Source organism: Sphingomonas flavescens (assembly GCF_030866745.1).
GTDB lineage: Bacteria > Pseudomonadota > Alphaproteobacteria > Sphingomonadales > Sphingomonadaceae > Sphingomicrobium > Sphingomicrobium flavescens.
Genome location: NZ_CP133016.1, coordinates 968,079 through 989,509 on the forward strand (window position 1 = coordinate 968,079; position 21,431 = coordinate 989,509).

Genomic DNA, 21,431 nt, shown 5'->3' on the forward strand with positions numbered 1-21,431 from the left:
CTCGCTAGCGCGTCGCCATCTGCCGGCCCTGGGCCCGGTCCTTGCCGTAGAAATCGTCGAAATAGACGATCGACGAACCACTCGGAACCGCAGTCAGATAAGTCAGATAGACGGGCACGGGCACCGGCAAGTTGACCTTTTGCTCGGGGCGGGCGCCTTTGACGCTCGGGGGATGGCCATTGAACAGCCAGCGCGCAAAACGGGCAGCGTCTTCAAGCCTCACGCAGCCGTTGCTTTCAAGGCGTCCGGCGTCTTCGATCTTCTCGCGTTCTGGCGTATCGTGAAGCCAGATTCCCTGGCCATTGGGAAACATGAATTTCATTTTTCCCATCGAATTTGCCGGCCCCGGCTTTTGCCGCATGATAACTTTCTCTCGCCCCGCGACGACGGCCTTCCAGTCGACCGACATCGGGTCAATTACCTTCGGGTTGTCCCAGCTGGACAAAATTTCGTAGCCCTTTTCGTTGAGATAGGCCCGGCCGCGCTTCAGCACATTCGGCGCGAGCTTCCGCGCGGCGATGTCCTCGGGTGCATGCCAGTAGGGGTTCAACGCCACGTACCGGATGAAAGCGTTCATCATCGGCGTCTGGGCGATCAGGTCGGGCCGGCCCGCGACAACCCGCATCGAGTCCACCACGCGGCCATCTTCATACATATAGAGGCGCGCGGCGGGCGGATTGACGATCACGTAGCGCCCATTGCCGGCCGGCAGCGCCCGTGCCCGCTCCAGGTTGAGCTGAAGGACCTGGTATTGCGCCGGATTGCGATACAGCCGGCTCGCAATCGCCTGTCGCAGCTTGGCGTAAATCGGGTTCATCCACCCGATCTGCTGGACATAGTCGGCCAAGGACGGGGCTTGCGCCGCCGAATTGAGCACTTCGATTGCGCTCGGCGGGGCGGGTTTCAGCTCCCGGTCGACGTAGACGATCCCAATTTGCGGATCGTGGCGAGAGTCGCGCACGTAACTCACGAATTCCTGGCTGAACAGGAGTTCGGCCCGCTGGCGGGCCGCAGGGTTGCCGGACCGCGCGTCCGCCAAAGCGCGGGTTAGTCCCCGAACATTGTAGTTCTTCGGGTTCAGCCGATCCGCCTGGGCCGTCGCGAGGAGCTGAATCAACGCGGGCGCGGCATTTCCGGAGTTGGGAGCGAACCACAGCGAGGCCCCGCCCCGTGCCCGGTAGAAATTCGCAATCTCGCTCGAAGCGGACGGGTCCGCCGTCCGAGCGCTGGCGGTCGTCGCAACCGTCACCGGAGCGGCGGCAAGCGCGATCCCCAGACCGGCCACGATGTTGCGAAGCGGCATCCGGCCGCGCGTGAACTTAACCATCTGGATCCCTTGTTATGGGCGCGGTTCTCTCCGCGCAACGTGCCCAACGCACGTGTCGTCGCGCGGTTACACCCCATTGCCGCTGACCGGCGGCTGAACCGCATGCAAAGAGGAGCGCCGGCGGGGCCGGCGCTCCGTCTCTTTTGCTAAAATAACCGCTTAGCGGCGGTTGATGTCCACCCTATAGATCTGGCCATTGGGCGCCACGTCGCAGCGGAAGCTAAGGTCAGCGGCATTTGCATAGCCGTAACCGACGGCGCCATACGCTCCGACGCCATAAGGGCCATAACCGTTGTTCGCATAGCGCCCGCTACTGGCGAGCCCGCGGACACGGACGAGGCCATTGTTGCGTGGCGTTACCTGCGTCACCGACAGCACCCGGCCGCTGGTGTTGGCACCGAGCAGGACGCCTAGGATGCCACCGATGTTCTGACGGTTATAAAGACGGCTCTGCACCGCCGCAGTGCACTGCTGTGTGGCGACGTTTGTGTTCATGTAACCGTAGTTCTGGGCATAGCCATAGGGCTGAGCATAGCCGTAGGGCTGCGCATAGCCGCGCTGGTAATATTGCGCAGAAGCAGGACTGGTTGCCGCAATCGCCGCGGCGCCGGCACCAAGGATCGCTAGTTTCTTCATCATCGACATGATTCTTCTCCACTGGAGGACCTGTCGACAAAACGTTTGGGTGGGCGGGGCGGCGCAGCATCCACCGCGCTAGGCTATCGATTCACCGCTCGGAGATGAACCGCGCATAAAAAAAGCGGCCGCGACCAAGTCGCGACCGCCCTTTCCTCTGGTCTTGATCGACTTACGGATAGACCGCCGTCAGATCGAACTGCGACGTGTACAGGCCGGCCGGCTGAGCAGCCGCCAGCGTGAACGTACCACCGACGTTGACGGTGAAGGCACCGGTGCCGCCCGTGCTGCGCGTCGTAAGGCCACCCTGGTCGAGCGACAGCGCCGCGCCGATCGTGTTCACGCAACCCGTGCCGTTACAGATCACGCCACCAGCGGGCTGCGTCAGGGTGAGCTGGACGTTGACGTTCGGCGACGCAAAGCCGTCGAACTGGGCGCGGTTGAAAGCACCCGGGAGCGCAACGACCGCACCGGTCGTCGAACGAGCACCGGTGTCGGAATTGACGACGACGGTGCCGCCGGTCGACGGGTCAGAAGCGACGGTGCCGAAATCCAGGTCCTTGACCCAGTTCAGCGTCAGCGACTGAAGCACAACGCCCTTCGCATTGGCGGTCGCGGTCGCGGTCGAGGCGGCCATGGCCGGCGTCGCAGCAACAAAGGTAGCGGCAAGCGCCGCGAGGCAAACATTCAAACGCATCTTGGTTCCCCACTATCGAAGGATGAGAGGGCCCCTTTGCATCGCAGCCCGTTCACACGGCTTGAAAGCTTGTGGTTGCCGAAAAATTTACCTTCTTCGTCCGTACTTGCCGAGCCATGCGGATAGTCCGCGCGAGCACGCGGGTGCATGCATGGGCGAGAGGAAACGCGAAATTTACCGAACCGCTTATTCAAGCGCGTGGACGGTAAAGAACGCGCTAAGCGTAGCGGTTCAGCCCAGCGCGCGAAATGTGAGGCGAAGCTTAAATCAACCGTTTACTCATTTCGACTAAGTAAGTCCGTGATGGACCAGAGCAGCATTTCACAGAACCGGCGTTCCAAGCGCTCTCCGCTGCTGTTAAGCGCGCAGATCGAAGTTGACGGAGCGCCCGCGTCCGTCGTGGTACGCAATCTTTCCTCAGAAGGCGCATTGATCGAAGGCGCCAAGCTTCCGCATGATGGAACGCTGACCACCTTCCGCCGCAACGACCTGACGGTCAGCGGCCGAATTGTCTGGGTTCAGGGACGGCTTGCCGGAGTCGCGTTTGATCGGGAGCTCGAGCGCGAGGAACTGCTTCGCCAGGTGCCCAAGCCGAGACAGAAGTTCGACGCGAATTTCCGCCGGCCGGGTCTTGCCTGCCAGCCACTCAGCGAAGCCGATCGCAAGATGCTCGAACTCTGGGCAACCTCGGCACCCGTCGCTGTCTTCGACTGAGCCGCTGTCCCCGCGCTAGAAAACTTCGGCGGGGATCTTCATCAGCGTTTCGGCGCCGGCCTCGATCTTCTTTCGCAACGCGCCGGACATCGGCAATTCGCGCTTCGCATAGAATTCCGCGGTCACCAGCTTGGCCTCGTGGAAGAGCTTGTCGCTCTCGCCCGCATCGAGTGCCCGCTTGGACGCCGCTGCCAGCTTCACCCACATCCAGCCGAGGCTGACAAGACCCATCAGATCCATATAGGCATAAGCGCCTGCGCCGGCATTGTTCGGATCGGCCATGCCATTCTGCGCCAACCACATCGTGGCGGCCTGTAGATCCTGCAGAGCGGGTTCTAGAGCAGCGGCAACACCTGACGGGTCACCGCCCTGCTTGGCTTCCGCAATGTCGCGTCCGACCAGCTCGAAGAATGCACGAACCGCGCGCCCGTTGTCCTTCGGCAGCTTGCGGCCGACGAGGTCCATCGCCTGGATGCCATTCGTGCCCTCGTAAATCTGGCAAATGCGGGCGTCGCGGACGAACTGCTCCATCCCCCATTCACGGATGTAGCCGTGGCCGCCCAGCACTTGCTGGCCGTATACTGCCGCCTGAAGCCCCTTGTCCGTCAGGTATCCCTTGATGACCGGCGTGATCAGCCCGAGCAGGTCATCGGCCTGCTGCCGCTCCGCCTCGTCCTGCGAGCGACGCATCAGGTCGACCTGCAGCGCGCCCCACAGCACCAGCGCGCGCCCCGCCTCGTTCCAGGCTTTGGCTTCCATCAGCATTCGGCGGACGTCCGGGTGGACGATGATCGGGTCGGCCTTGGCGCCTTCCTCGCGGTCGCTCTGCTTCAAAGCCCGGCTCTGCCGTCTCTCGCGCGCGTAGGCAGCCGCATTCTGGTAGGAGACCTCGCCCTGCGCGAGGCCCTGCAGGCCGACACCGAGCCGCGCCGCGTTCATCATGATGAACATCGCCGCCAGGCCTTTCTCGGGCTCGCCGACCAGCCAGCCCTTGGCGCCGTCGTAGTTCATGACGCAGGTCGCGTTGCCGTGAATGCCCATCTTCTTTTCGAGCGCGCCGCAGCTCAGCTTGTTGCGCTCGCCCAGCGACCCGTCGTCGTTGACCAAGAACTTCGGCACCACGAACAGCGAGATGCCCTTCACATTGTCCGGCGCCCCGGCCCGCTTGGCGAGGACGAGGTGGATGATGTTTTCGGCCAGGTCATGCTCACCCGACGAAATGAAGATCTTTGTGCCGGTGATCGAGTAGCTGCCGTCAGGATTCTCCTCGGCCTTGGTCTTGAGAAGGCCGAGGTCCGTGCCGCAGTGCGGCTCGGTCAGGTTCATTGTTCCGGTCCATTTGCCGGTAATCATCGTCGGCACGAACTTTTGCTTCAGCTCGTCACTGCCCTTGACCAGCAGCGAGGCAATCGCGCCAGACGTCAGCCCCTGGTACATCTCGAAGCTGTGGTTAGCCGAAAGGATATATTCGGTGACCGCGGTACCGACCACCTGCGGCAGCCCCTGCCCACCATATTCCTCCGGACCTGTCAGCGTCGGCCAGCCAGCCTCGACAAACTGATCGTACGCTTCCTTGAATCCCGGCGGGGTCACGACCGAGCCGTCATCGTTACGCTTGCACCCAACCTCGTCGCCGACGCGGTTCAGCGGTTGCAACACTTCGGCGGCGAAGCGGCCCGCCTCTTCCAAAATCGCGTCGACCAGGTCCGGCGTCGCATTGGCGAAGCCCGGCAGGTTCGAATAGCGGCCAATGTCCAGCACGTCGTTAAGGATGAACTGCGTGTCGCGAACGGGCGCGGTGTAGGTGGGCATTGCTTACCTCCGTGTCAGCAGCGTCTTTGCCGCGCGATTTGCACAACGTCCAGCGGGACGATGGTCGGTGAAAAATGCTGTCCTACAGGGCAAGCTCTGTGCCTAATTCCTCGCCCCTTGTTTAGCAGCGTGCGCGATCAGGGGGATTTGCGTTGTCATTCCGGCAAAGGTCACAAAGTGGAGGAAGTAGAGGACCCTTCGGTTTCACGCATTCTGGGTAACACGCAGCCACCGGCTATCGGCAGGTGCAGACGCCGTTAATCGACGAGAAGATAAACGGGCAGCCAGGAGATTCCCTATGAAATCGCGCTTCATTCTGCTGTCCATTCTTGCGCTTGGCGCCGCCGCCCCCGCTCAGGCGAAAGCCGAAACCGCCGTGCTGGCCGGCGGCTGCTTCTGGGGGATGGAAAGCGTATTCGAGCACGTGAAGGGCGTCACCAACGTCGTGTCTGGCTACGCCGGGGGCAGTGCGAAGGACGCGAATTACGACAAGGTCAGCAGCGAAAGCACCGGCCATGCCGAGGCCGTGAAGATTACCTATGACCCGTCGAAGGTCAGCTATGCCCAGCTGCTGCAAATCTATTTCACCGTCGCGCATGATCCGACGCAGGTGAACCGGCAGGACCCGGACACCGGCCCCAGCTACCGATCGGCCATCTTCCCGCAATCGCCGCAACAGGCCGCCTTCGCCCGCGCCTTCATCAGCCGGCTCAACGGCGCGCACATCTTCAAGGCGCCCATCGCGACAAAAATCGAAAAGGGTGGTTTTTATCCGGCGGAAGCCTATCATCAGGACTTCGCGCGCAAGAACCCGACCTATCCGTACATCGTGATCAACGATCGCCCGAAGGTGGTCGCGCTCAAGAAGAAATTTCCCGCTTTCTACCGCGCTTAGCGCGGCGAAAAGTTTTCACGCCGGGTTGGCTGGGGGCGACAAGTCCGCCCGTCCACCCTATATCGCGATTCCACGCCGCCAGCAGAGGCCGGAGACATGCTGACGACCAATCCGTTCGATGACGACAAGCTGCGCGAGGAGTGCGGCGTCTTTGGTATCTGGGGCGCCGACAATGCGGCGAGCTTCGTCGCGCTGGGCCTTCACGCCTTGCAGCATCGCGGCCAGGAAGCGGCGGGCATCACCACCTTCGATGGCAGCCATTTCCATTCGCACCGCGCGATGGGTCATGTCGCGGGCAATTTCGATCGCGATGAGGTGATGCGTCGGTTGGGCGGGCGTTCCGGTATCGGTCACGTCCGCTATTCGACCACGGGTGAGACGGCGCTGCGTAACGTGCAGCCTCTTTTTGCCGAATTGTCCGAAGGCGGTTTTGCCGTTGCGCACAACGGCAATCTTTCGAATGCGATGAAGTTGCGTCGCACGCTCAACCGCCGCGGGTCGATTTTCCAGTCCACCAGCGACACCGAAGTCATCATTCACCTGGTCGCGACATCGAAGCGAACGACGACGCTCGATCGCCTGACCGACGCGCTGAAGCAGGTCGAAGGTGCCTATGCGCTGGTCGTTCTCACCGAGGAAGGTCTCGTCGCCTGCCGCGATCCGCTCGGCATCCGTCCGCTGGTCATGGGAAAGCTCGGCGAAGCGACGATTTTCGCCAGTGAAACCGTGGCGCTCGACGTAGTCGGTGCCAGCTTCCTTCGCGACGTCGAGCCAGGCGAGCTGATCCTCGTCAACGGTTCGGGCATTCGTTCCTTCCGTCCCTTCGAGGCGAAGGCGCCGCGGCCCTGCGTGTTCGAGCACATCTATTTCGCACGACCGGATTCGATCGCCGAAGGCATGTCCGTTTACGAAGTCCGCAAGAACATCGGTGCCGAGCTTTCGCGCGAGGCGCCGGTCGAGGCCGACTATGTCGTGCCGGTGCCGGACAGCGGCGTCCCGGCGGCGCTCGGCTTTTCTCAAGCCAGCCAAATCCCATTCGAGCTCGGCATCATCCGCTCGCACTATGTCGGGCGCACCTTCATCCAGCCGAGCCAGGAAGTCCGCCACCTCGGGGTGAAGCTGAAGCACAACGCAAACAGCGCGCTGGTCGACGGCAAGAGCATCGTGCTCGTCGACGATTCGATCGTGCGCGGCACCACCAGCGTGAAGTTGGTGCAGATGATGCGCGACGCCGGCGCCCGCGAAGTGCACATGCGCATCGCCTCGCCGCCGACCAAGAACAGCTGCTTCTACGGCGTCGACACGCCGGAGCGCGCCAAGTTGCTCGCGGCGCAGATGAGCGTCGAGCAGATGCGCGACTACATCAACGCCGACAGCCTTGCCTTTATTTCGATCGAGGGACTGTATCGCGCTTTGGGTCAGGAACGGGATGCCGCGCAGCCGCAACGTTGCGATGCCTGCTTCACCGGTGCTTATCCGACGACGTTGACCGATCTGGTCGAGCGCGAAGGACCGTCAGCGCTTTCATTGGTTGCCAGCCGCTAAGCGGCTAACAGCCTCGGCATGAACGATTCGAAGAGTTTTGCCGGCAAGCTTGCGCTTGTCACCGGAGCCAGCCGTGGCATCGGCGCGGCCACGGCCGAAGCCCTTGCTGCAGAGGGCGCGCACGTGATCCTCGTCGCCCGCAGCGCCACCGCGCTTGAAGAGATTGAAGACCGCATCCACGCCGCTGGCGGCAGCGCGACCATCGCTCCTTTGGACCTCACGGAAGGCGAGAGCATCGGCAAGCTGGCGAGCGCGATTGCGGAGCGGTGGCAGAAACTCGACATCATGGTGCTCAACGCCGCGATGCTCGGCTCTCTGACGCCCGTGCAGGACATTGATCCAAAAGAATACTCGCGGCTGCTAAGTCTCAACCTGCTCGCGAACCAGGCGCTGATCGCCGCTTTTGACCCATTGCTACGCAAGGCTGAGACGGCGGACGTCGTCGTCCTGACATCCTCGGTGGGAAGCACGCCTCGCGCTTTCTGGGGCGCCTACGGTTCGTCAAAGGCCGCGCTCGAAAATCTCCTCGGCACTTATGCCGACGAAACTGCCTACACGAACCGCATTCGCGTGCAGATCATAGATCCCGGCGCGACTCGGACGCGGATGCGTGCCTTGGCTTTTCCGGGCGAAGACCCTGACGAACTCAAGACACCGGAAGTCGTCGCAACGGCAATCGTTGATACCATCCGGTCAGGCGCTGCGAGCAGCGACCACATTCGCGTTGATCCAGAACGCGGAACTGTCGGATAGATTTTTCGTTAAACGCTGATTGCCGAATCGTGGTAAATACTTATCAGTTTGTCGCGGACCTAAACCTCTGGCATGGCTGCTGTGGAGCCATTGGCCGGCGCCCTCACAAAGGTAGCAGGGGCTAGTGCGTAGAGATTGCTCGGTGCAACGTTGCCCCTGTGCCGGGCACGAGTGAGCTCTGCCAAACCTTTCGGTCGGCAGAGCTCACTCGACTCGATCAACGCGCGGTCTCCAACGCCGCCTCATGCTCTAATACGACTTCGCCTTCGTCATATCCGTCCCAATAGTGAAGCCGCTGTGCTTTCACCTTGATCAGGGTGAGGCCGGGCGTGTCCGTGCCTTCCTTGAACCATTCGTCCAGATCCTTGGTCCAATGTTCTTCGAACTGGGCCTTGTCGCGGATCAGTTCGGCACGGCCCTCGATGGTGATGAAGAAGGGCTTCATGCCGAGCATACCCGACTTAGACTGGTAATTTACGGCGACGTTGGGATCGCCCTCGATGTCCTTCACTGCGCCGTGGTGGTCGCAGGTGAAGAAGAAATTGTCGCCGTCATATTCGACTTGGCGATTATTGCTCATCGGTCGGCCGGAAATCGCGCCGCCGGCGGTCCGCGTCGACAGAATGGCAAAGTCGATGTCGCGCATTTTCTCGGAAATATCGCTGAGCTTGAGGTCGCCCATGGTTTCGCTCCTCGTGATTGTTCGAGGTTCAAACGTCAGTCGGGTGGCTACGGGTCCAAACCCCGACGAAAGCCCTAAATTTCAGGCCAATACGAACTGCGTCCGGCGCTGTGCGGGATCGCTCGCGACGAGCTTCAGCCGCAGGCGATCACCGATCGCCGGAGCATTTAGCGATACGCGGATGATGATCGCTTCGCCGCACAGCTGAACTCGCGCACCACGCTGGTCGATATCCGTCACTTGTCCATCGAAGGTTTGCCCGACCCGCGACTGCAATTCGACGGCCTCGGCAAGCTCCACAGCGGCAGCACCGACCTGCGCCGCTTTCGCATCCGCCTTGGCCATCGCCGCAGGAAGTTCCCGGAACGCTTGCTGCGCATATTCTGGAACCGAAAGTCCGTTTGCGACGGCGTGAGCCGCTTCGATCACATAACGATCGGCAAGCCTGCGTAGTGGCGCGGTGGCGTGGACGTAAGTTGCCGCCATCGCCCAGTGCCAGGGTCGCTCGCCGTCTTTGTAAGCCTCGTAAGCGGCGTGCGCGCCGGAGCGCCGGATCGCAAGCATCAGTGCCGCCTGGGCCTTGTCATTTGGGTTGAGCCGCCGTTGAAGATCCTGCAGCGATTCCTCCTTCGGCCAATCGATCCCCAGCGCTTTGGCGCTTTCTGCCACGCGGCGCCGCGCGCGCTTGTCGGGATCGGGCATCACCCGGAAAAGGCCGGTGTGATGCGCATAGAGCGTGTCAGCGATCGCCATGTTGGCGGCCAGCGACAGCGCCGCGTTGGCGATCTCGGCCTCGCTTACCGTCCGAAACTGCAATGCAAACGAGCCATCTGGGAGCTCGACGACTTCCTGTTGCGGCGGGTCGACTCGTGACGCGCCGCGCGATGCCTCATTAGCTGCGATCCGGCGGGCGAGTTCGAAAAACTCGCCTGGGAGCTGCTCCGGGGTCACGGTCGCATAGCCGAGCTTGGCCCGGCTCCGGATGATCGCCCGTTCGACAGCGTCGAGTTTCACCGCGCCGGCGGGATCGATCCGGACCGTGAACACCACCGCTGGCCGTGGACCGTCGGGCAACAGGCTTGCCACGCCCTCGCTAAGGATCGGTGGGTACAGGCCTACCTTGCCATCGGGCAGGTAGACCGTTTCGCCGCGCGCCCAAGCCTCGCGATCGATCGTCCCACCCGGATCGACGAAGCTCGCGACATCGGCGATCGCATAGTGGAGCAAGATGTCCGAACCGCTGGATTCGATCGCGAACGCCTGGTCGAGATCGGTGGAGCTTGTGGGGTCAAGCGTGACGAACGGCTGGTCCGAGCGATCGCGGTGCGTCGGAAAGGTCCGCTTCGCGGCGCGCTCCGCTTCCTCCAGTACGGCGGGCGGAAACGCCTGCGGCAAATGATATTGCTCGCGGATGGCAGCGAGGCCCGTCGCCAGTGCGTGGGCGTGGTCGTGGATTGCCTTCAAGATTTACCCAGCGTCACTTGCGCGACATCGATCCCCCGGCCCCGGAACCCGCCTTCGCAGTACATCAGGTAATAGCGCCACAGATTGTGGAATTCTTCGCTGAAATCGCGCAGGTCGCCGCGCTCGACCGCATCGTCATAGCGATGTCGCCAAGCTTCCAGCGTTCGCGCATAGTCCAGGCCGAAGCCTTCGCTTCTGTCCTGCCACGCGAGGCCTCGACCGCTCGCCAGTTCGGCAAATCGCGGCTCATTGATCAGCATGCCGCCCGGGAAAATATAGGTCTGAATGAAGTCGGCTGACGCAGCATAGGAGTCGAACAACTCCGGCCGGATCAGAATATATTGCAGGGCGGCGCGCCCTCCGGGTTTGAGGTTGCGCGTGACGCTGTCCATGAACGCAGGCCACCAGCGCTCGCCGACCGCTTCGACCATCTCGACCGAAGCGATGGCGTCGAACCGTTCGGCGATGTCACGATAATCCTGCAGACGGATCTGGATCCGATCGCCTAACCCTGCTTCGGCAATGCGACGCTCGGCCCAGGCCTTTTGCTCCGAAGACAGCGTGAGCCCGACCACAGACGCGCCCCTCTTGGCAGCTTCGATTGCCAGTGTGCCCCATCCGCATCCAATCTCGAGCAGGCGATCGCCGGGCTTCAGGTTCAGCCGGTCGAGCAACAGAGCGACCTTCACAATCTGCGCCGCTGTCAGGTCGTCAGTCCCGGCATAGCGGGCCGAGGAGTAGCTCATGGTCGGGTCGAGCCAGGCCGCGTAGAAATCGTTGCCAAGGTCATAGTGCGCGCTGACATTTTCCCGCGCGCCCGCCCGGTCATTGTCGCGCAGGCGGTGCGCGATGGCGTTGATTAGCCGAAACGGGCCCTTCGCGCGCGCGGCGCCGCGGAGACTTTCCGCATTCGCCATGAACAAGGCGAACAAGGGCACCGGGTCCGGCGATTCCCACTCGCCATTCGCCCAAGCCTTGTACCAGCCGACGCTGCCTGCCGTCGCCAGCCTGACCAGCGCCATCCAGCTGTTGAGCCGCACTTCGGCACGAAAGCCGGCACGATGGAAACCGATCCGGCGGTGGCTGCCATCGGGAAGCGTTGCGTCGATCCCGCCGGCTTCGAGACGCTTGTCGAGCGCGTCGAGCAGCCGGGCGAACGCTGGCGCAACCGCACGCCCGATCAGGCTCCCCCCGGTCGAAAAGCCGCGGTCGGCGCGGATTAGATGCTCGCCTCGCGTGCCCATCGCGGGCGAGGTATGAAGTCCCTCAGCGATTGTCGAGCGGGACCATGAAGGTCGTCCGGCGCAACGCCGGGAAACGCTGGTCGCTGAGATAAGCGCGGCCATCCCGCTCGATGACGTAAGGCATCCGCGACCAGAAGAGGAAATCGCGGACTTCCGAGCTCGTCTGAACTGCTCGCATGAAGCTAGGGTCGTCGAGGCGCAGCGGATAGGGTTTGGCGCTCAAAGTCAGTGCGCCAGTGAGGCCATCGTAATCGGCAGTCCCACCGAACTTGTCGCCGCGCCACATGATTTGCCGTTTCCAGAACGTGAGCGGAACCTCGCCGGCAACGATCATGCGCGGCGCTTCGATCTGCGCGATCTGCGGACGCGCAGTCTCGACCGCCCGCGCGGAGATGCCGGCGTTGAACGCGACATAGGTAAGCACCGCACCAAAGGCGACGATGGCCGGCATCTGCCAATTGCGACCGCGACGCTCGGCACGCCACGACATTTCAAGGCCAAGGATAAAGGCGATCCAGATCCAGGGATCGACGATGAAGATCATGTCGCCGTAGAACCAGCGCTTGGAGAACGGCTCGAGGAAGCGGACGCCGTAGGTGTTCATGAAATCGAGCAGCGGATGGCTGAGCGTCCCGACCGCGCAGGCGAGCAACAGGCCACCAAGCTTCAGCGGTCCATCCTTGCCGGGACGCAACCGTTCCCACAGCCAAATGATTGCCAACGTAACGAATGGCATGACCAGCAGGCCGCCGATGCCGTGGGTGAAGCCTCGGTGGAAAGTCCGGGCCGAGACGTTGAACAGGGGCGCCACGAAGCTGTCGATGTCCGGCAGATTGGCCGCGACGATCATCGCCGGCATCGCGCGCGGACTAAGGCGCCTGAAGCCCATGCGCCCGAGCACGGCGCCGGCGAGGCTGTGCGTGAGATTGTCCACTTAAGTCATGCAGGTCAGAGCTGGTGCGGCTCCTTTTCGACCTGCCAGGTCTGGCCCTTGCTGACCAGCGCCTGGAGGTCGGCCAGTTTGCCGGAGGCAGCGGCGGCGTTTTGCTCAATGACCGCGCTCTCGAAGGTCGGGGCGGGATCTTCGTAGATCACGCCGAGCGCGACCGGGAAACCCTGCGGCATCTCGATCAGCATCGCGGCGATGCCCTTGTTCTTCGGATCGTGGACAATGACCGATGGATCGTCGCCGTCGACAACCTTCAGCTTCAGCGTGGCGACATCGAGTGCAATGCCCTTGGCACCACCGGCGAACAGCATCTTCTCGCCCGGCTTCAGCCAGAGCTGCTTCTCCTGCGCGACGCTGCGTTCGGTAAAGCTGGCGAAGACGTCATCGTTATAGACGACGCAATTTTGGTAGATTTCGACGAAGCTGGCCCCGCGATGCGCATGCGCCGCCTTGAGCACGTCGGGCAAATTCTTGTGCACATCGATGCCGCGGGCGATGAACCGGGCGCCGGAACCTAGAGCCACCATGCATGGGGTCACCGGCCGGTCGACCGAGCCGAACGGCGTCGACGGCGAGCGGGTACCGACGCGGCTGGTCGGCGAATATTGGCCCTTGGTCAGGCCGTAGATCTCATTGTTGAAGAGCAGGATCTGACAATCGAGGTTACGTCGCAGCACGTGCATCGTGTGGTTGCCGCCGATCGACAGCGCGTCGCCGTCGCCGGTGATAATCCACACATCGAGCTCGGGATTGGCGAGCTTGATGCCGGTTGCGAAGGCCGGCGCGCGGCCGTGGATGGTATGGAAGCCGTATGTCGCCATGTAATAAGGGAAGCGGCTGGAGCAGCCGATCCCGCTGACGAACACGGTCTTTTCGCGCGCGACACCGAGGTCGGGCATCGTCCGCTGCACAGCCTTCAACACCGCATAATCGCCGCAGCCGGGGCACCAGCGCACTTCCTGGTCGCTCGCCCAGTCCTTGGCGGTGGTGACGGGTGTCATGTCATTCATCAGTGCGGCCTCAGCCAATATACGAGGAACAGGACTGCGATCAGCAGCATGATCAGCGGGAAGACGTTGAGCTGCTTCATGCCGCCACGCTTTCATCGAGTGCGGCGTCGATCGCCGCAGCGATCTCGGCGATGCGGAACGGGTGGCCGCTGACCTTGGTCAGCGACTGCGCATCGACCAGGAACTGATCGCGCAGCACCGTCTTGAACTGGCCCATGTTCATTTCCGGCACCAGGATATGGTCGAAGCTGTCGAGTAGGACAGCCATGTTCTTCGGCATCGGCCAAACGTGGCGGACGTGGACGTGGGCGACGTCCTGGCCTCGAGCTATCGCTCGGCGCACCGCCTGGTGGATCGGGCCGAAGGTCGAGCCCCAGCCGACGACAGCCAGCTTCGCGCCTTCGCGGCCAAGGCAGACTTCCTGATCGGGGATCGAGTTGGCGACGCCCGCGACCTTGGCAAAGCGCGTGTCGGTCATCTCCTGGTGCGCGGCAGGCGAATAATCGATGTTGCCGGTGCCCGGCTGCTTCTCGATGCCGCCGATGCGGTGCTCGAGACCCGGCGTGCCGGGCTTGATCCACGGTCGCGCCAAGCCGTCGCCACGCGCAAACGGCAGCACAGGCTGGCCCTCAGCGGGTGGCGTATCGAAGAATTTCACCGGGAACGGCGCATAACCGCTCATGTCCGGCACGCGCCACGGCTCGGCAGCGTTGGCGATGTAACCGTCGGTCAGCAGCATGACCGGCGTCATGTACTTCGTCGCGATGCGGCAGGCCTCGATTGCGCAGTCAAAGGCATCCGCGGGCGAGCGAGCCGCGATCACCGGCAGCGGCGCATCGGCGTTGCGGCCGTAGACTGCTTGGTAGAGGTCGGACTGCTCGGTCTTCGTCGGCAGGCCGGTTGACGGCCCTCCACGCTGCGAATTGACAATGACAAGCGGCAGCTCGGTCATGATCGCGAGGCCCATCGCTTCGGTCTTCAGCGCGATGCCCGGACCGGACGACGACGTGATGCCAAGCTGGCCTGCGTAGCTGGCGCCGATCGCCGAGCAGATCGCGGCAATCTCATCCTCCGCCTGAAAGGTGGTGATGCCATATTCCTTGAGCCGCGACAGATGGTGCAGCAGCGCGGATGCCGGCGTAATCGGATAGCCGCCGAAGAACATCTTCAAGCCCGCCAGCTGGCAGCCGGCGACGAGGCCAAGCGCCAGCGCTTCGGCGCCAGTCACGGTGCGATAGAGACCCGGCTCGGCAGGCGCCGCGGCAATGTGGTGCTGCTTGAACGGCACGCCGATCTCGACCGTCTCGCCATAAGCGTGGCCGGCGTTCAGGGCCGCGATGTTGGCTTCCGCGAGCTCGGGCGCCTTGGCGAATTTGGTGTTGAGCCAGTCGACAATCGGCTGGCGGTCACGGTCGAACATCCAGAGCGCGAGCCCCAGCGTCCACATGTTCTTGCAGCGCAGGGCTTCCTTGTTGCCGAGGCCGAAGGGCTTCACGGCATCGAGGGTCAACTGCGAGATGTTGAACTTCACGACCTGCCAACGCGACAGGCTGTCGTCCTCCAGCGGATTCTCCTCGTAACCCGCTTTGGCAAGGTTGCGCGCGCTGAATTCGCCTTCGTCGGCGATGATCAACCCGCCGTCGCGTAGCTGGCCCGCGTTCACCTTCAGCGCCGCCGGATTCATCGCGATCAGCACATCGGGCTGGTCGCCCGCGGTATCGATCGCCGTCGAGCCGAAGTTGATCTGGAAGGCGGAAACGCCGAACGTCGTGCCCTGCGGCGCGCGGATTTCGGCCGGGAAATCGGGGAAGGTCGCCAGGTCGTTACCGGCGAGGGCGGTCGACAGCGTAAACTGTCCTCCGGTCAGCTGCATGCCGTCGCCGCTGTCGCCCGCGAAACGGACGACGACGGCTTCCTGCGGCGGGTGGGCAGTGGCTTCTTTTTCGGTGAGCAGATGCGAGGCGGTGGCCATGCCCTGCCCTCTAATCCCCTCGCCCGCCTTGCGCCACCTTCTTAAGCGCCCAAGCCCTACGCACTGGGATCGCCCTCGCGCTGAAAGATCATCGCCATTTCCTCAAGGTCGAGGTCGCGCTCGAGATTGTGCAGCGTCTCATCCTCGATGAGGCCCGCGCGATGCTGCCGGACCAGTTCGGCCCGACCAGCGGCGATTGAAGCGAGGATCACCCCGAAATGCTCGCGCAGGCCCTCCATGAACTTGTCCGCGTCCGCGGCGTAACGCTCGGTCGCGCGGGCGCGGTTCTGATACTGCTCCAGCAGTTGCGGATGGATGAGCTTGCCGTCGGCATCATAGGCCTGCGCTTCGACGGCAGCGAGCCGCGCGCGGGCGACGGCGGCTTCCGATGCCGGCAAGTCCAGCGGCGCCTCCGGCTCCTTGTCCTCCGGGTTCACAAGACGGATTAGCCACGGCAACGTCGTCCCCTGGCCGACCACCGTCACGAAAATGACGGTAAAAGCCGCAATCAGCATGAGATCGCGTCCCGGCATGGTCTGGGGAAGCGACAGGGCCGCGGCCAGCGTGACGACGCCGCGCATGCCCGCCCAGCCGAGCACGGCGGACTGCCGCCAGCCCAAGGGCCGGGCGCGGGCGAGGCCGATGCCGCGCAAGAGCTTGAGGACGACTTCGCTGCCCGCGATCCAGGCGAAGCGCGCAAGAATCACTGCAAGCACGACGGCTACAACCGGCCAGAAGCTCGCAGCGAAAGAGGCCTCGAACCCACCGACACGCTCGATCGCGTCGCGGAGCGAGAAGCCGATGAGGATGAACACCAGCGCCTCGATCACGAACACCATCACCTGCCAGAAGGCATTGCCGCGCAGGCGCACGGCCGCAGGGAAGACGATGTGCTGATACCAGCCGAGCACCAGTCCAGCGGCAACGGTCGCGATGACGCCCGACACGTGCAGCGCCTCTCCGGCAAGATAGGCAACCCAGCATAGCATTGTCGTGGTGGCGACAATCAGTGTCTGATCGCGCAGCCGCTTGACAACGAATAGCCAGGCCACCGCCACGGCGAGACCAACCAGACATCCGCCGATGGCCAGGAAAAGAAAGCTCTGCGCCGCAGCGCCCGCATCGAACACGCCGCTGAGCGTTGCCGCCACGGCGAAGCGGAACAGGACCAGGCCGGTTGCGTCGTTGAGCAGGCTTTCGCCCTCCAGCAGTGCGGTCAGGCGGCGCGGCAGGTTGACCCGCTGCAGGATTGCCCGCGCCGAGACAGCATCGGGCGGTGACACGATCGCCCCGAGTGCGAAGCATGCCGCCATCGGCAGGCTTGGCACGAACCAGTGCACGACGAGCCCGACGACCAGCGTCGTGAACACGACCGCGCCCAGCGCAAGGCCGATGATGCCCGGCAAGTGCCGGCGGAAACGTCCGAGCGCCGTATAATAAGCGCCGTCCATCAGCAGCGGAGGGAGAAAGAAGACCAGGGCCAGTTCGGGATTGAGGCTGATGGACGGAATGCCCGGAATGAAGGCGAGCGCCCCGCCCCCCACCAGCAAGGCGGCTGCGGGCGGAAGATGCAGCCGTCGCGCGGCCCAGTGGAGGGCGATGACCATGCCAAGCAAGCCGAGCACAACTTCGACGGTCTGGGTGGGGCTCATCCGCCTCCTTTGCCCGACACGGCTGTTTTCGCATAGCGTGTGATGCTGACAGCCTGGCTGCGGCCCGCTAGTGCCGCCCCGTGCTCCGGCGAAAGTCCACAAGATCGCTGTTCGCGATGCTGTTCGCGCTTGTGGTCGGCGCGCGATTGCTCAGTCCGGCAGGGTTCATGCCGTCGTTCGCGAACGGGGGCATTGCAATTGTCGCGTGCCCGGAAGCTGGCCCCGCACGAGGTCATCAGGAGCATGATAAGCAAAAAAGCGCCCAGCCCTGCCCGTATGCCGCGGGTGCCGCGTTGGGCGCGCTCGGCGGCGCGCCCGGGTTGCTGCTCGCGCTCGTCTTCTTTCCCATTGTCTGGACGTTCGCGCCGCGCCTGATTGCGCCGTTTGGCGCGCAGCGGCTTCGGCCCCCGCCAACCGGTCCGCCAATCCTCATCTAAACCGAACAACGACAATTTATGCGTCCGCGCCTGCGCGGGGGCGATGAGGGTTATTATGAAATATCAGTACTTTGGGGGCCTCAGGGGGCGTCGTTATGTGTGGCTTGCTGCTAGCATGTCCGTCGCGTCTCCGGCGTTCGCTGACCATGTCGGCCCAAGCGGTTTCGGTGCGGGCGGCGGGATCAGCGTGTTCGCTCCCGACACGCTCGATGCAGGGCAGTGGGCCGCAGGGCTTCGGCTCACCTACACCCGGCCCGAACAGCGGTCGGACGCGCAACTCGCTGCGCTGGCAGCGCAACACGTCCACGCGCACAATAGCGATCACAATCTCAACGCGTCCGCGGGCGTGGCGTTCGGAATCAATCATCATCTGACCCTGTCCGCGGAGCTGCCCTGCGTCCGCCGCGACAGCTTGCGTGAGGGCACGCACGCCCATTCGGGCGGGGTCGCCGTGAATGCGGTGGAGCAGCTAGGCAGCGTCAGTGGCATCGGCGACGCGAACATCCTCGCGAAATATCGCCTGACCGACGATGAGCGCTTTGGCTTTGCAATCATCGGCGGGATCAAGCTGCCGACAGGGAGCACGCACCGGCGGAGTTTGGACGGCGAGCGGCTGGAAACCGAGCATCAGCCGGGCACCGGAAGCTGGGATCCGATCTTCGGCGCGTCCGGGTCGGCGAATCTCGGTGCGGTGCAACTGGCGGTGAGCGGCCTTTATCAACTTTCCACGCAGGGCGCGCAGCGCACCCGGCTCGGCGACCGCTTCCAGGGCGGGCTCGCGCTCTCACATCGCTTCGGTGGCGGGGTTCATGCACCGCATTCAAGCGTCAATCATCATCACGGCGATGAATTGGACGAGCATCACGGCGTCGCCGGCTCGAGTTGGGACGCGTTCGTCGAGGTCGGCGGCGAGTGGGAAGGCCGCCAGAAGGTTGCCGGCGAAATCGAAGCCGAGAGCGGCGGCTCATGGGCCTATGTCGCCCCGGGGCTGCGTTACAACGCCGCGGCGGGATGGTCGGCCGGCGCGGCGCTCGCGCTGCCGGTCTGGCAGCACATCCGCGCGTCGCACCCGGACAACCGGTACCGGCTCACGCTGTCGCTCGGCAAAGCCTTCTAGATCATTGCGGACCTTGGCCATGGGGCTACATCGGCTCCATGGCCCAGACCGATCATCTCTACCGCCGCGGTGTCGGCGTCATGCTGCTCAATGCGGAGCGCAAGGTGTGGGTCGGGGCGCGGATCGATAATCCGGACGACGCCTGGCAAATGCCGCAGGGCGGCATGGACAAGGGTGAGGAGCCGTGGGCGACCGCGCTTCGCGAACTCGAGGAAGAAACCGGGATCGCGCCGCATTTGGTGGAACCGGTGGCCGCGGCCCCGGAGCGTATCCGCTATGACTTGCCCGAAGAACTGCGCGGCAAGCTTTGGGGTGGAAAGTGGCTGGGCCAGGACCAGGATTGGTTTCTGACCCGCTTTCTCGGCCGCGACAGCGACGTAAACATCGCGACCGCGCATCCGGAATTTCGCGACTGGCGATGGGTGGAGCCGGCGCGGCTGCCCGAGCTGATCGTGCCATTCAAACGCGAGCTTTACTGCCGCGTCGTCGCGGAATTTGCGGAGTATCTATAGAGAGGTGAGGCAGCCCGCGTTCGACGGACTGCCTCACGACAATCAGTGTGTTACTTCGGCTGCGCGACCGGTGCTGCAGCCGGCAGGAGTGCGGCGACTGGAGCAGCAGCGACGGGTGCGGAAGCGATTGCAAGGTCTTCATCCAAGAAGCCCTTGACGCTCCCGCCCGCGGGTATCTTCGCGCTGGTCCCGGTCATGAAGAACCCGGCGATCGGCACGAACGCAATTGCCGCGACGACGCCCGCCGTGCCCGTAACGCCCTTGTCATCGAAAGTGCCGGCCAGGCGGATCAGGCGATCACCAACGCGAACGTTGAGGACACGCGCAGCGATCCGACCAGACTTGCCCCACATCCCCTTGCGGCGAAGATCCGTGATTTCAGCAACCGCCGGGCTACCGGCAGGGATCACGACCATGTTGCCTGCGCGCACGTCGCTGGCGACGGACATGCGTACCTGCTGGCCTTCGCGAAGTGTTTTGTTGTTGGAATCGAGTCCTTCTTCCATCCGCAGCGGCACCTCGGTCCCAGCGCGCAGCACCGACTGAGTTGGGGCGGACAAAATTACTGCCTGAGGCGCGGCCGGAGCCAGCATCGGCTGCGCAACAGCGGCGGGTTGCAAGGCCGTTGCATTGGACGGCAAAGAAGCCTGCGCCGCCGCAGCAGCGGCGAGCGCAAAGATCGAAATTGTCATCGAAAAAAGTCCCCTTGTTGAAACACGCTCGCCCCCGCGAGCCGGTGGAGACTGCAGCAGTTTGTTTAACTTTCCTACTGCCTTTGTTGGTTAACCCATTTTGCTAGGTCAGACACTCATTCGCTGCAGCAGCAGGTCGAGAACGGCGGGGTGGATTGCGTTCCGAAACGTCAGGCCGGCGGTGGCACCTTCGACCCAGGCGACGGTCGCCTCCAGCACATCGAGCCCGTCGAACTTCACTGACATCGCGTCGCCCACGAGCGGCCGTTCGACCAATTCTACCTTGCAGCCCTGGCTGGAGAGATCGAACACGCGGACGCGGAAGCTGTTGCGGCCGATCGAGCGAAGCCCGACCTCTGCGCTGACCTCCACGCGTGTCGCCTGGCGTTCGACCTGCGCCCGCGGCGGCGCCGGTTCGAAATCGAGCCCCGCCTTGCCGCTCCGATACCAGCGCACTTCGGCAGGAATCGCCCCGCGGTTGTGCACGGAAAGTTGGATGGCCTCGCCGGGATCGAGCGCGACGGGCGTTTGAATTCCGCAACCGCCATAGTTCAAGTCGATGATCTGGATGACGTGTGTCTCTCCGCCGCGCCGAATGATGTACCCACGCATGCTGACTGGCCGGCGTTCACGACGGCGGTCGCTGCTGCTCCGCTCACCTTCGCCTTCGCCGGCGCTTACGCGTCCTTCGGTCATGCTTTTGCCCCCGCATCAGACCAACTCGCGATTACGCCGCCATCTCAAGATATGGCAGGCGAGAGGCCGCGTCGAGGGATTAGCTTGAGGGGTAAAGCGCCGCGATCCGACGACGCCTAACCGCGTAGCGCGGCGATCTTCGGTGCTGGAGGCGGCGGGGCGCTCTTCTTGCGGCCCATCGACCAATTGGCCTGGAGACGGACCTGCGGATTGGGCACGCACCAGATTTCGCCGCCGTCATCCATGCCCACGACCCACAGCAGGTCGAATTCCTGCCCATAGTCGATGACGGCAATGGCGAACCCAGAACCCCGATCGACCACGTGAAGCGGAATGGGCGGATCGAGTTGGGTGAAGGCCATGGCGGAATAACCCGCCGAGGCTAACACCCGTTCCCGCCCGGGTCGAAAGCCCTAGGCCGCGCGCTCGGCGTTGAGCGTGGCGACGAGGTCGCGACCGTCCCAGATCTCGCACTTGGAGCCAAAGCCCATCGCCTCGACCAGCGCGATCGCTTCTTCGTGATTGCTCGCTTCGACGGAATCGGCGCTGACATTCATCGACGCCGCGTCGTAGCGGTAGATCTTATAAGTGTTTTTGGGTTGGGACACGCAACAGCTCTTCGAAC

Annotated in this window: 22 protein-coding genes; 7 read left to right on the top strand and 15 right to left on the bottom strand. The window is 63.5% G+C overall.

Annotated elements, in window-relative coordinates:
- Nucleotides 1-4: 4 nt before the first annotated feature.
- From QU596_RS04920 to QU596_RS04930, 3 genes are all read right to left on the bottom strand, one after another.
- Nucleotides 5-1,327: a L,D-transpeptidase family protein gene (locus QU596_RS04920; RefSeq protein ID WP_308517519.1), complete on the bottom strand. Its 1,323-nt coding sequence runs from the start codon at nt 1,325-1,327 to the stop codon at nt 5-7.
- 159 nt (nt 1,328-1,486) lie between these two features.
- Complete coding sequence (locus tag QU596_RS04925; protein WP_308517520.1) at nt 1,487-1,966, bottom strand: hypothetical protein; 480 nt, start codon at nt 1,964-1,966, stop codon at nt 1,487-1,489.
- Between the two features lie 169 nt (nt 1,967-2,135).
- Nucleotides 2,136-2,660 (bottom strand): DUF4402 domain-containing protein, encoded by a 525-nt coding sequence (locus tag QU596_RS04930; RefSeq protein ID WP_308517522.1) that lies wholly within the window; start codon nt 2,658-2,660, stop codon nt 2,136-2,138.
- A gap of 303 nt (nt 2,661-2,963) precedes the next feature.
- On the opposite strand from QU596_RS04930, the gene QU596_RS04935 reads away from it, so the two are divergent.
- On the top strand, nt 2,964-3,374 hold the full coding sequence (locus tag QU596_RS04935) for a PilZ domain-containing protein (RefSeq protein ID WP_308517523.1): 411 nt from the start codon (nt 2,964-2,966) through the stop codon (nt 3,372-3,374).
- Nucleotides 3,375-3,389: 15 nt separating this feature from the next.
- Here the strand turns inward: QU596_RS04935 and QU596_RS04940 are convergent, their stop codons facing one another.
- Nucleotides 3,390-5,186: an acyl-CoA dehydrogenase C-terminal domain-containing protein gene (locus tag QU596_RS04940; protein WP_308517525.1), complete on the bottom strand. Its 1,797-nt coding sequence runs from the start codon at nt 5,184-5,186 to the stop codon at nt 3,390-3,392.
- Nucleotides 5,187-5,484: 298 nt separating this feature from the next.
- Between QU596_RS04940 and msrA the strand changes: the two genes are divergently transcribed.
- From msrA to QU596_RS04955, 3 genes are all read left to right on the top strand, one after another.
- Nucleotides 5,485-6,081, top strand: coding sequence for a peptide-methionine (S)-S-oxide reductase MsrA (msrA, locus tag QU596_RS04945; RefSeq protein WP_308517526.1), 597 nt, complete (start codon nt 5,485-5,487; stop codon nt 6,079-6,081).
- Nucleotides 6,082-6,177: 96 nt separating this feature from the next.
- Nucleotides 6,178-7,626, top strand: coding sequence for an amidophosphoribosyltransferase (gene purF / locus QU596_RS04950; RefSeq protein WP_308517527.1), 1,449 nt, complete (start codon nt 6,178-6,180; stop codon nt 7,624-7,626).
- A gap of 18 nt (nt 7,627-7,644) precedes the next feature.
- Nucleotides 7,645-8,379 (top strand): SDR family NAD(P)-dependent oxidoreductase, encoded by a 735-nt coding sequence (locus QU596_RS04955; protein WP_308517528.1) that lies wholly within the window; start codon nt 7,645-7,647, stop codon nt 8,377-8,379.
- A 217-nt stretch (nt 8,380-8,596) separates the two neighbouring features.
- Here the strand turns inward: QU596_RS04955 and QU596_RS04960 are convergent, their stop codons facing one another.
- From QU596_RS04960 to QU596_RS04990, 7 genes are all read right to left on the bottom strand, one after another.
- Entirely contained in the window at nt 8,597-9,061 is a 465-nt protein-coding gene (locus QU596_RS04960; protein ID WP_308517529.1) for a pyridoxamine 5'-phosphate oxidase family protein, read from the bottom strand.
- An 81-nt stretch (nt 9,062-9,142) separates the two neighbouring features.
- Nucleotides 9,143-10,525 (bottom strand): RNB domain-containing ribonuclease, encoded by a 1,383-nt coding sequence (locus QU596_RS04965; RefSeq protein WP_308517530.1) that lies wholly within the window; start codon nt 10,523-10,525, stop codon nt 9,143-9,145.
- Nucleotides 10,522-11,769 carry a class I SAM-dependent methyltransferase gene (locus QU596_RS04970; RefSeq protein WP_308517531.1) on the bottom strand — a complete coding sequence of 416 codons (1,248 nt, stop codon included), beginning with the start codon at nt 11,767-11,769 and terminating at the stop codon, nt 10,522-10,524. The genes QU596_RS04965 and QU596_RS04970 overlap by 4 nt, the downstream gene beginning before the upstream one ends.
- Nucleotides 11,770-11,791: 22 nt before the next feature.
- Entirely contained in the window at nt 11,792-12,703 is a 912-nt protein-coding gene (locus tag QU596_RS04975) for a metal-dependent hydrolase (protein WP_308517532.1), read from the bottom strand.
- 14 nt (nt 12,704-12,717) lie between these two features.
- Nucleotides 12,718-13,728 carry a 2-oxoacid:ferredoxin oxidoreductase subunit beta gene (locus QU596_RS04980; RefSeq protein WP_308517533.1) on the bottom strand — a complete coding sequence of 337 codons (1,011 nt, stop codon included), beginning with the start codon at nt 13,726-13,728 and terminating at the stop codon, nt 12,718-12,720.
- Between the two features lie 76 nt (nt 13,729-13,804).
- A complete protein-coding gene (locus QU596_RS04985; protein ID WP_308517534.1) occupies nt 13,805-15,700 on the bottom strand; it encodes a 2-oxoacid:acceptor oxidoreductase subunit alpha in 1,896 nt (631 codons plus the stop codon).
- Between the two features lie 56 nt (nt 15,701-15,756).
- Entirely contained in the window at nt 15,757-17,352 is a 1,596-nt protein-coding gene (locus tag QU596_RS04990) for a Na+/H+ antiporter (RefSeq protein ID WP_308517535.1), read from the bottom strand.
- A gap of 116 nt (nt 17,353-17,468) precedes the next feature.
- On the opposite strand from QU596_RS04990, the gene QU596_RS04995 reads away from it, so the two are divergent.
- From QU596_RS04995 to QU596_RS05005, 3 genes are all read left to right on the top strand, one after another.
- Nucleotides 17,469-17,789, top strand: coding sequence for a hypothetical protein (locus QU596_RS04995; RefSeq protein ID WP_308517536.1), 321 nt, complete (start codon nt 17,469-17,471; stop codon nt 17,787-17,789).
- 115 nt (nt 17,790-17,904) lie between these two features.
- Nucleotides 17,905-18,906: a transporter gene (locus tag QU596_RS05000; RefSeq protein WP_308517537.1), complete on the top strand. Its 1,002-nt coding sequence runs from the start codon at nt 17,905-17,907 to the stop codon at nt 18,904-18,906.
- A 38-nt stretch (nt 18,907-18,944) separates the two neighbouring features.
- Complete coding sequence (locus QU596_RS05005; protein WP_308517539.1) at nt 18,945-19,418, top strand: RNA pyrophosphohydrolase; 474 nt, start codon at nt 18,945-18,947, stop codon at nt 19,416-19,418.
- Nucleotides 19,419-19,468: 50 nt separating this feature from the next.
- On the opposite strand, the gene QU596_RS05010 is transcribed toward QU596_RS05005, so the two are convergent.
- The 4 genes from QU596_RS05010 to QU596_RS05025 form a co-directional block, all read right to left on the bottom strand.
- Nucleotides 19,469-20,110: a hypothetical protein gene (locus tag QU596_RS05010; RefSeq protein ID WP_308517540.1), complete on the bottom strand. Its 642-nt coding sequence runs from the start codon at nt 20,108-20,110 to the stop codon at nt 19,469-19,471.
- Between the two features lie 108 nt (nt 20,111-20,218).
- A complete protein-coding gene (locus QU596_RS05015; protein WP_308517541.1) occupies nt 20,219-20,806 on the bottom strand; it encodes a PilZ domain-containing protein in 588 nt (195 codons plus the stop codon).
- Nucleotides 20,807-20,922: 116 nt separating this feature from the next.
- Nucleotides 20,923-21,168, bottom strand: coding sequence for a hypothetical protein (locus tag QU596_RS05020; protein ID WP_308517542.1), 246 nt, complete (start codon nt 21,166-21,168; stop codon nt 20,923-20,925).
- A 51-nt stretch (nt 21,169-21,219) separates the two neighbouring features.
- Nucleotides 21,220-21,414, bottom strand: coding sequence for a hypothetical protein (locus QU596_RS05025; protein WP_308517543.1), 195 nt, complete (start codon nt 21,412-21,414; stop codon nt 21,220-21,222).
- Nucleotides 21,415-21,431 lie beyond the last annotated feature (17 nt).

Coding starts and splice junctions, on each gene's coding strand:
- QU596_RS04920 (WP_308517519.1), bottom strand. CDS start 1,327: ATGGTTAAGTTCACGCGCGGCCGGATGCCGCTTCGCAACATCGTGGCC.
- QU596_RS04925 (WP_308517520.1), bottom strand. CDS start 1,966: ATGATGAAGAAACTAGCGATCCTTGGTGCCGGCGCCGCGGCGATTGCG.
- QU596_RS04930 (WP_308517522.1), bottom strand. CDS start 2,660: ATGCGTTTGAATGTTTGCCTCGCGGCGCTTGCCGCTACCTTTGTTGCT.
- QU596_RS04935 (WP_308517523.1), top strand. CDS start 2,964: ATGGACCAGAGCAGCATTTCACAGAACCGGCGTTCCAAGCGCTCTCCG.
- QU596_RS04940 (WP_308517525.1), bottom strand. CDS start 5,186: ATGCCCACCTACACCGCGCCCGTTCGCGACACGCAGTTCATCCTTAAC.
- msrA (WP_308517526.1), top strand. CDS start 5,485: ATGAAATCGCGCTTCATTCTGCTGTCCATTCTTGCGCTTGGCGCCGCC.
- purF (WP_308517527.1), top strand. CDS start 6,178: ATGCTGACGACCAATCCGTTCGATGACGACAAGCTGCGCGAGGAGTGC.
- QU596_RS04955 (WP_308517528.1), top strand. CDS start 7,645: ATGAACGATTCGAAGAGTTTTGCCGGCAAGCTTGCGCTTGTCACCGGA.
- QU596_RS04960 (WP_308517529.1), bottom strand. CDS start 9,061: ATGGGCGACCTCAAGCTCAGCGATATTTCCGAGAAAATGCGCGACATC.
- QU596_RS04970 (WP_308517531.1), bottom strand. CDS start 11,769: ATGGGCACGCGAGGCGAGCATCTAATCCGCGCCGACCGCGGCTTTTCG.
- QU596_RS04980 (WP_308517533.1), bottom strand. CDS start 13,728: ATGAATGACATGACACCCGTCACCACCGCCAAGGACTGGGCGAGCGAC.
- QU596_RS04985 (WP_308517534.1), bottom strand. CDS start 15,700: ATGGCCACCGCCTCGCATCTGCTCACCGAAAAAGAAGCCACTGCCCAC.
- QU596_RS04990 (WP_308517535.1), bottom strand. CDS start 17,352: ATGAGCCCCACCCAGACCGTCGAAGTTGTGCTCGGCTTGCTTGGCATG.
- QU596_RS04995 (WP_308517536.1), top strand. CDS start 17,469: ATGCTGTTCGCGCTTGTGGTCGGCGCGCGATTGCTCAGTCCGGCAGGG.
- QU596_RS05000 (WP_308517537.1), top strand. CDS start 17,905: ATGTCCGTCGCGTCTCCGGCGTTCGCTGACCATGTCGGCCCAAGCGGT.
- QU596_RS05005 (WP_308517539.1), top strand. CDS start 18,945: ATGGCCCAGACCGATCATCTCTACCGCCGCGGTGTCGGCGTCATGCTG.
- QU596_RS05010 (WP_308517540.1), bottom strand. CDS start 20,110: ATGACAATTTCGATCTTTGCGCTCGCCGCTGCTGCGGCGGCGCAGGCT.
- QU596_RS05015 (WP_308517541.1), bottom strand. CDS start 20,806: ATGACCGAAGGACGCGTAAGCGCCGGCGAAGGCGAAGGTGAGCGGAGC.
- QU596_RS05020 (WP_308517542.1), bottom strand. CDS start 21,168: ATGGCCTTCACCCAACTCGATCCGCCCATTCCGCTTCACGTGGTCGAT.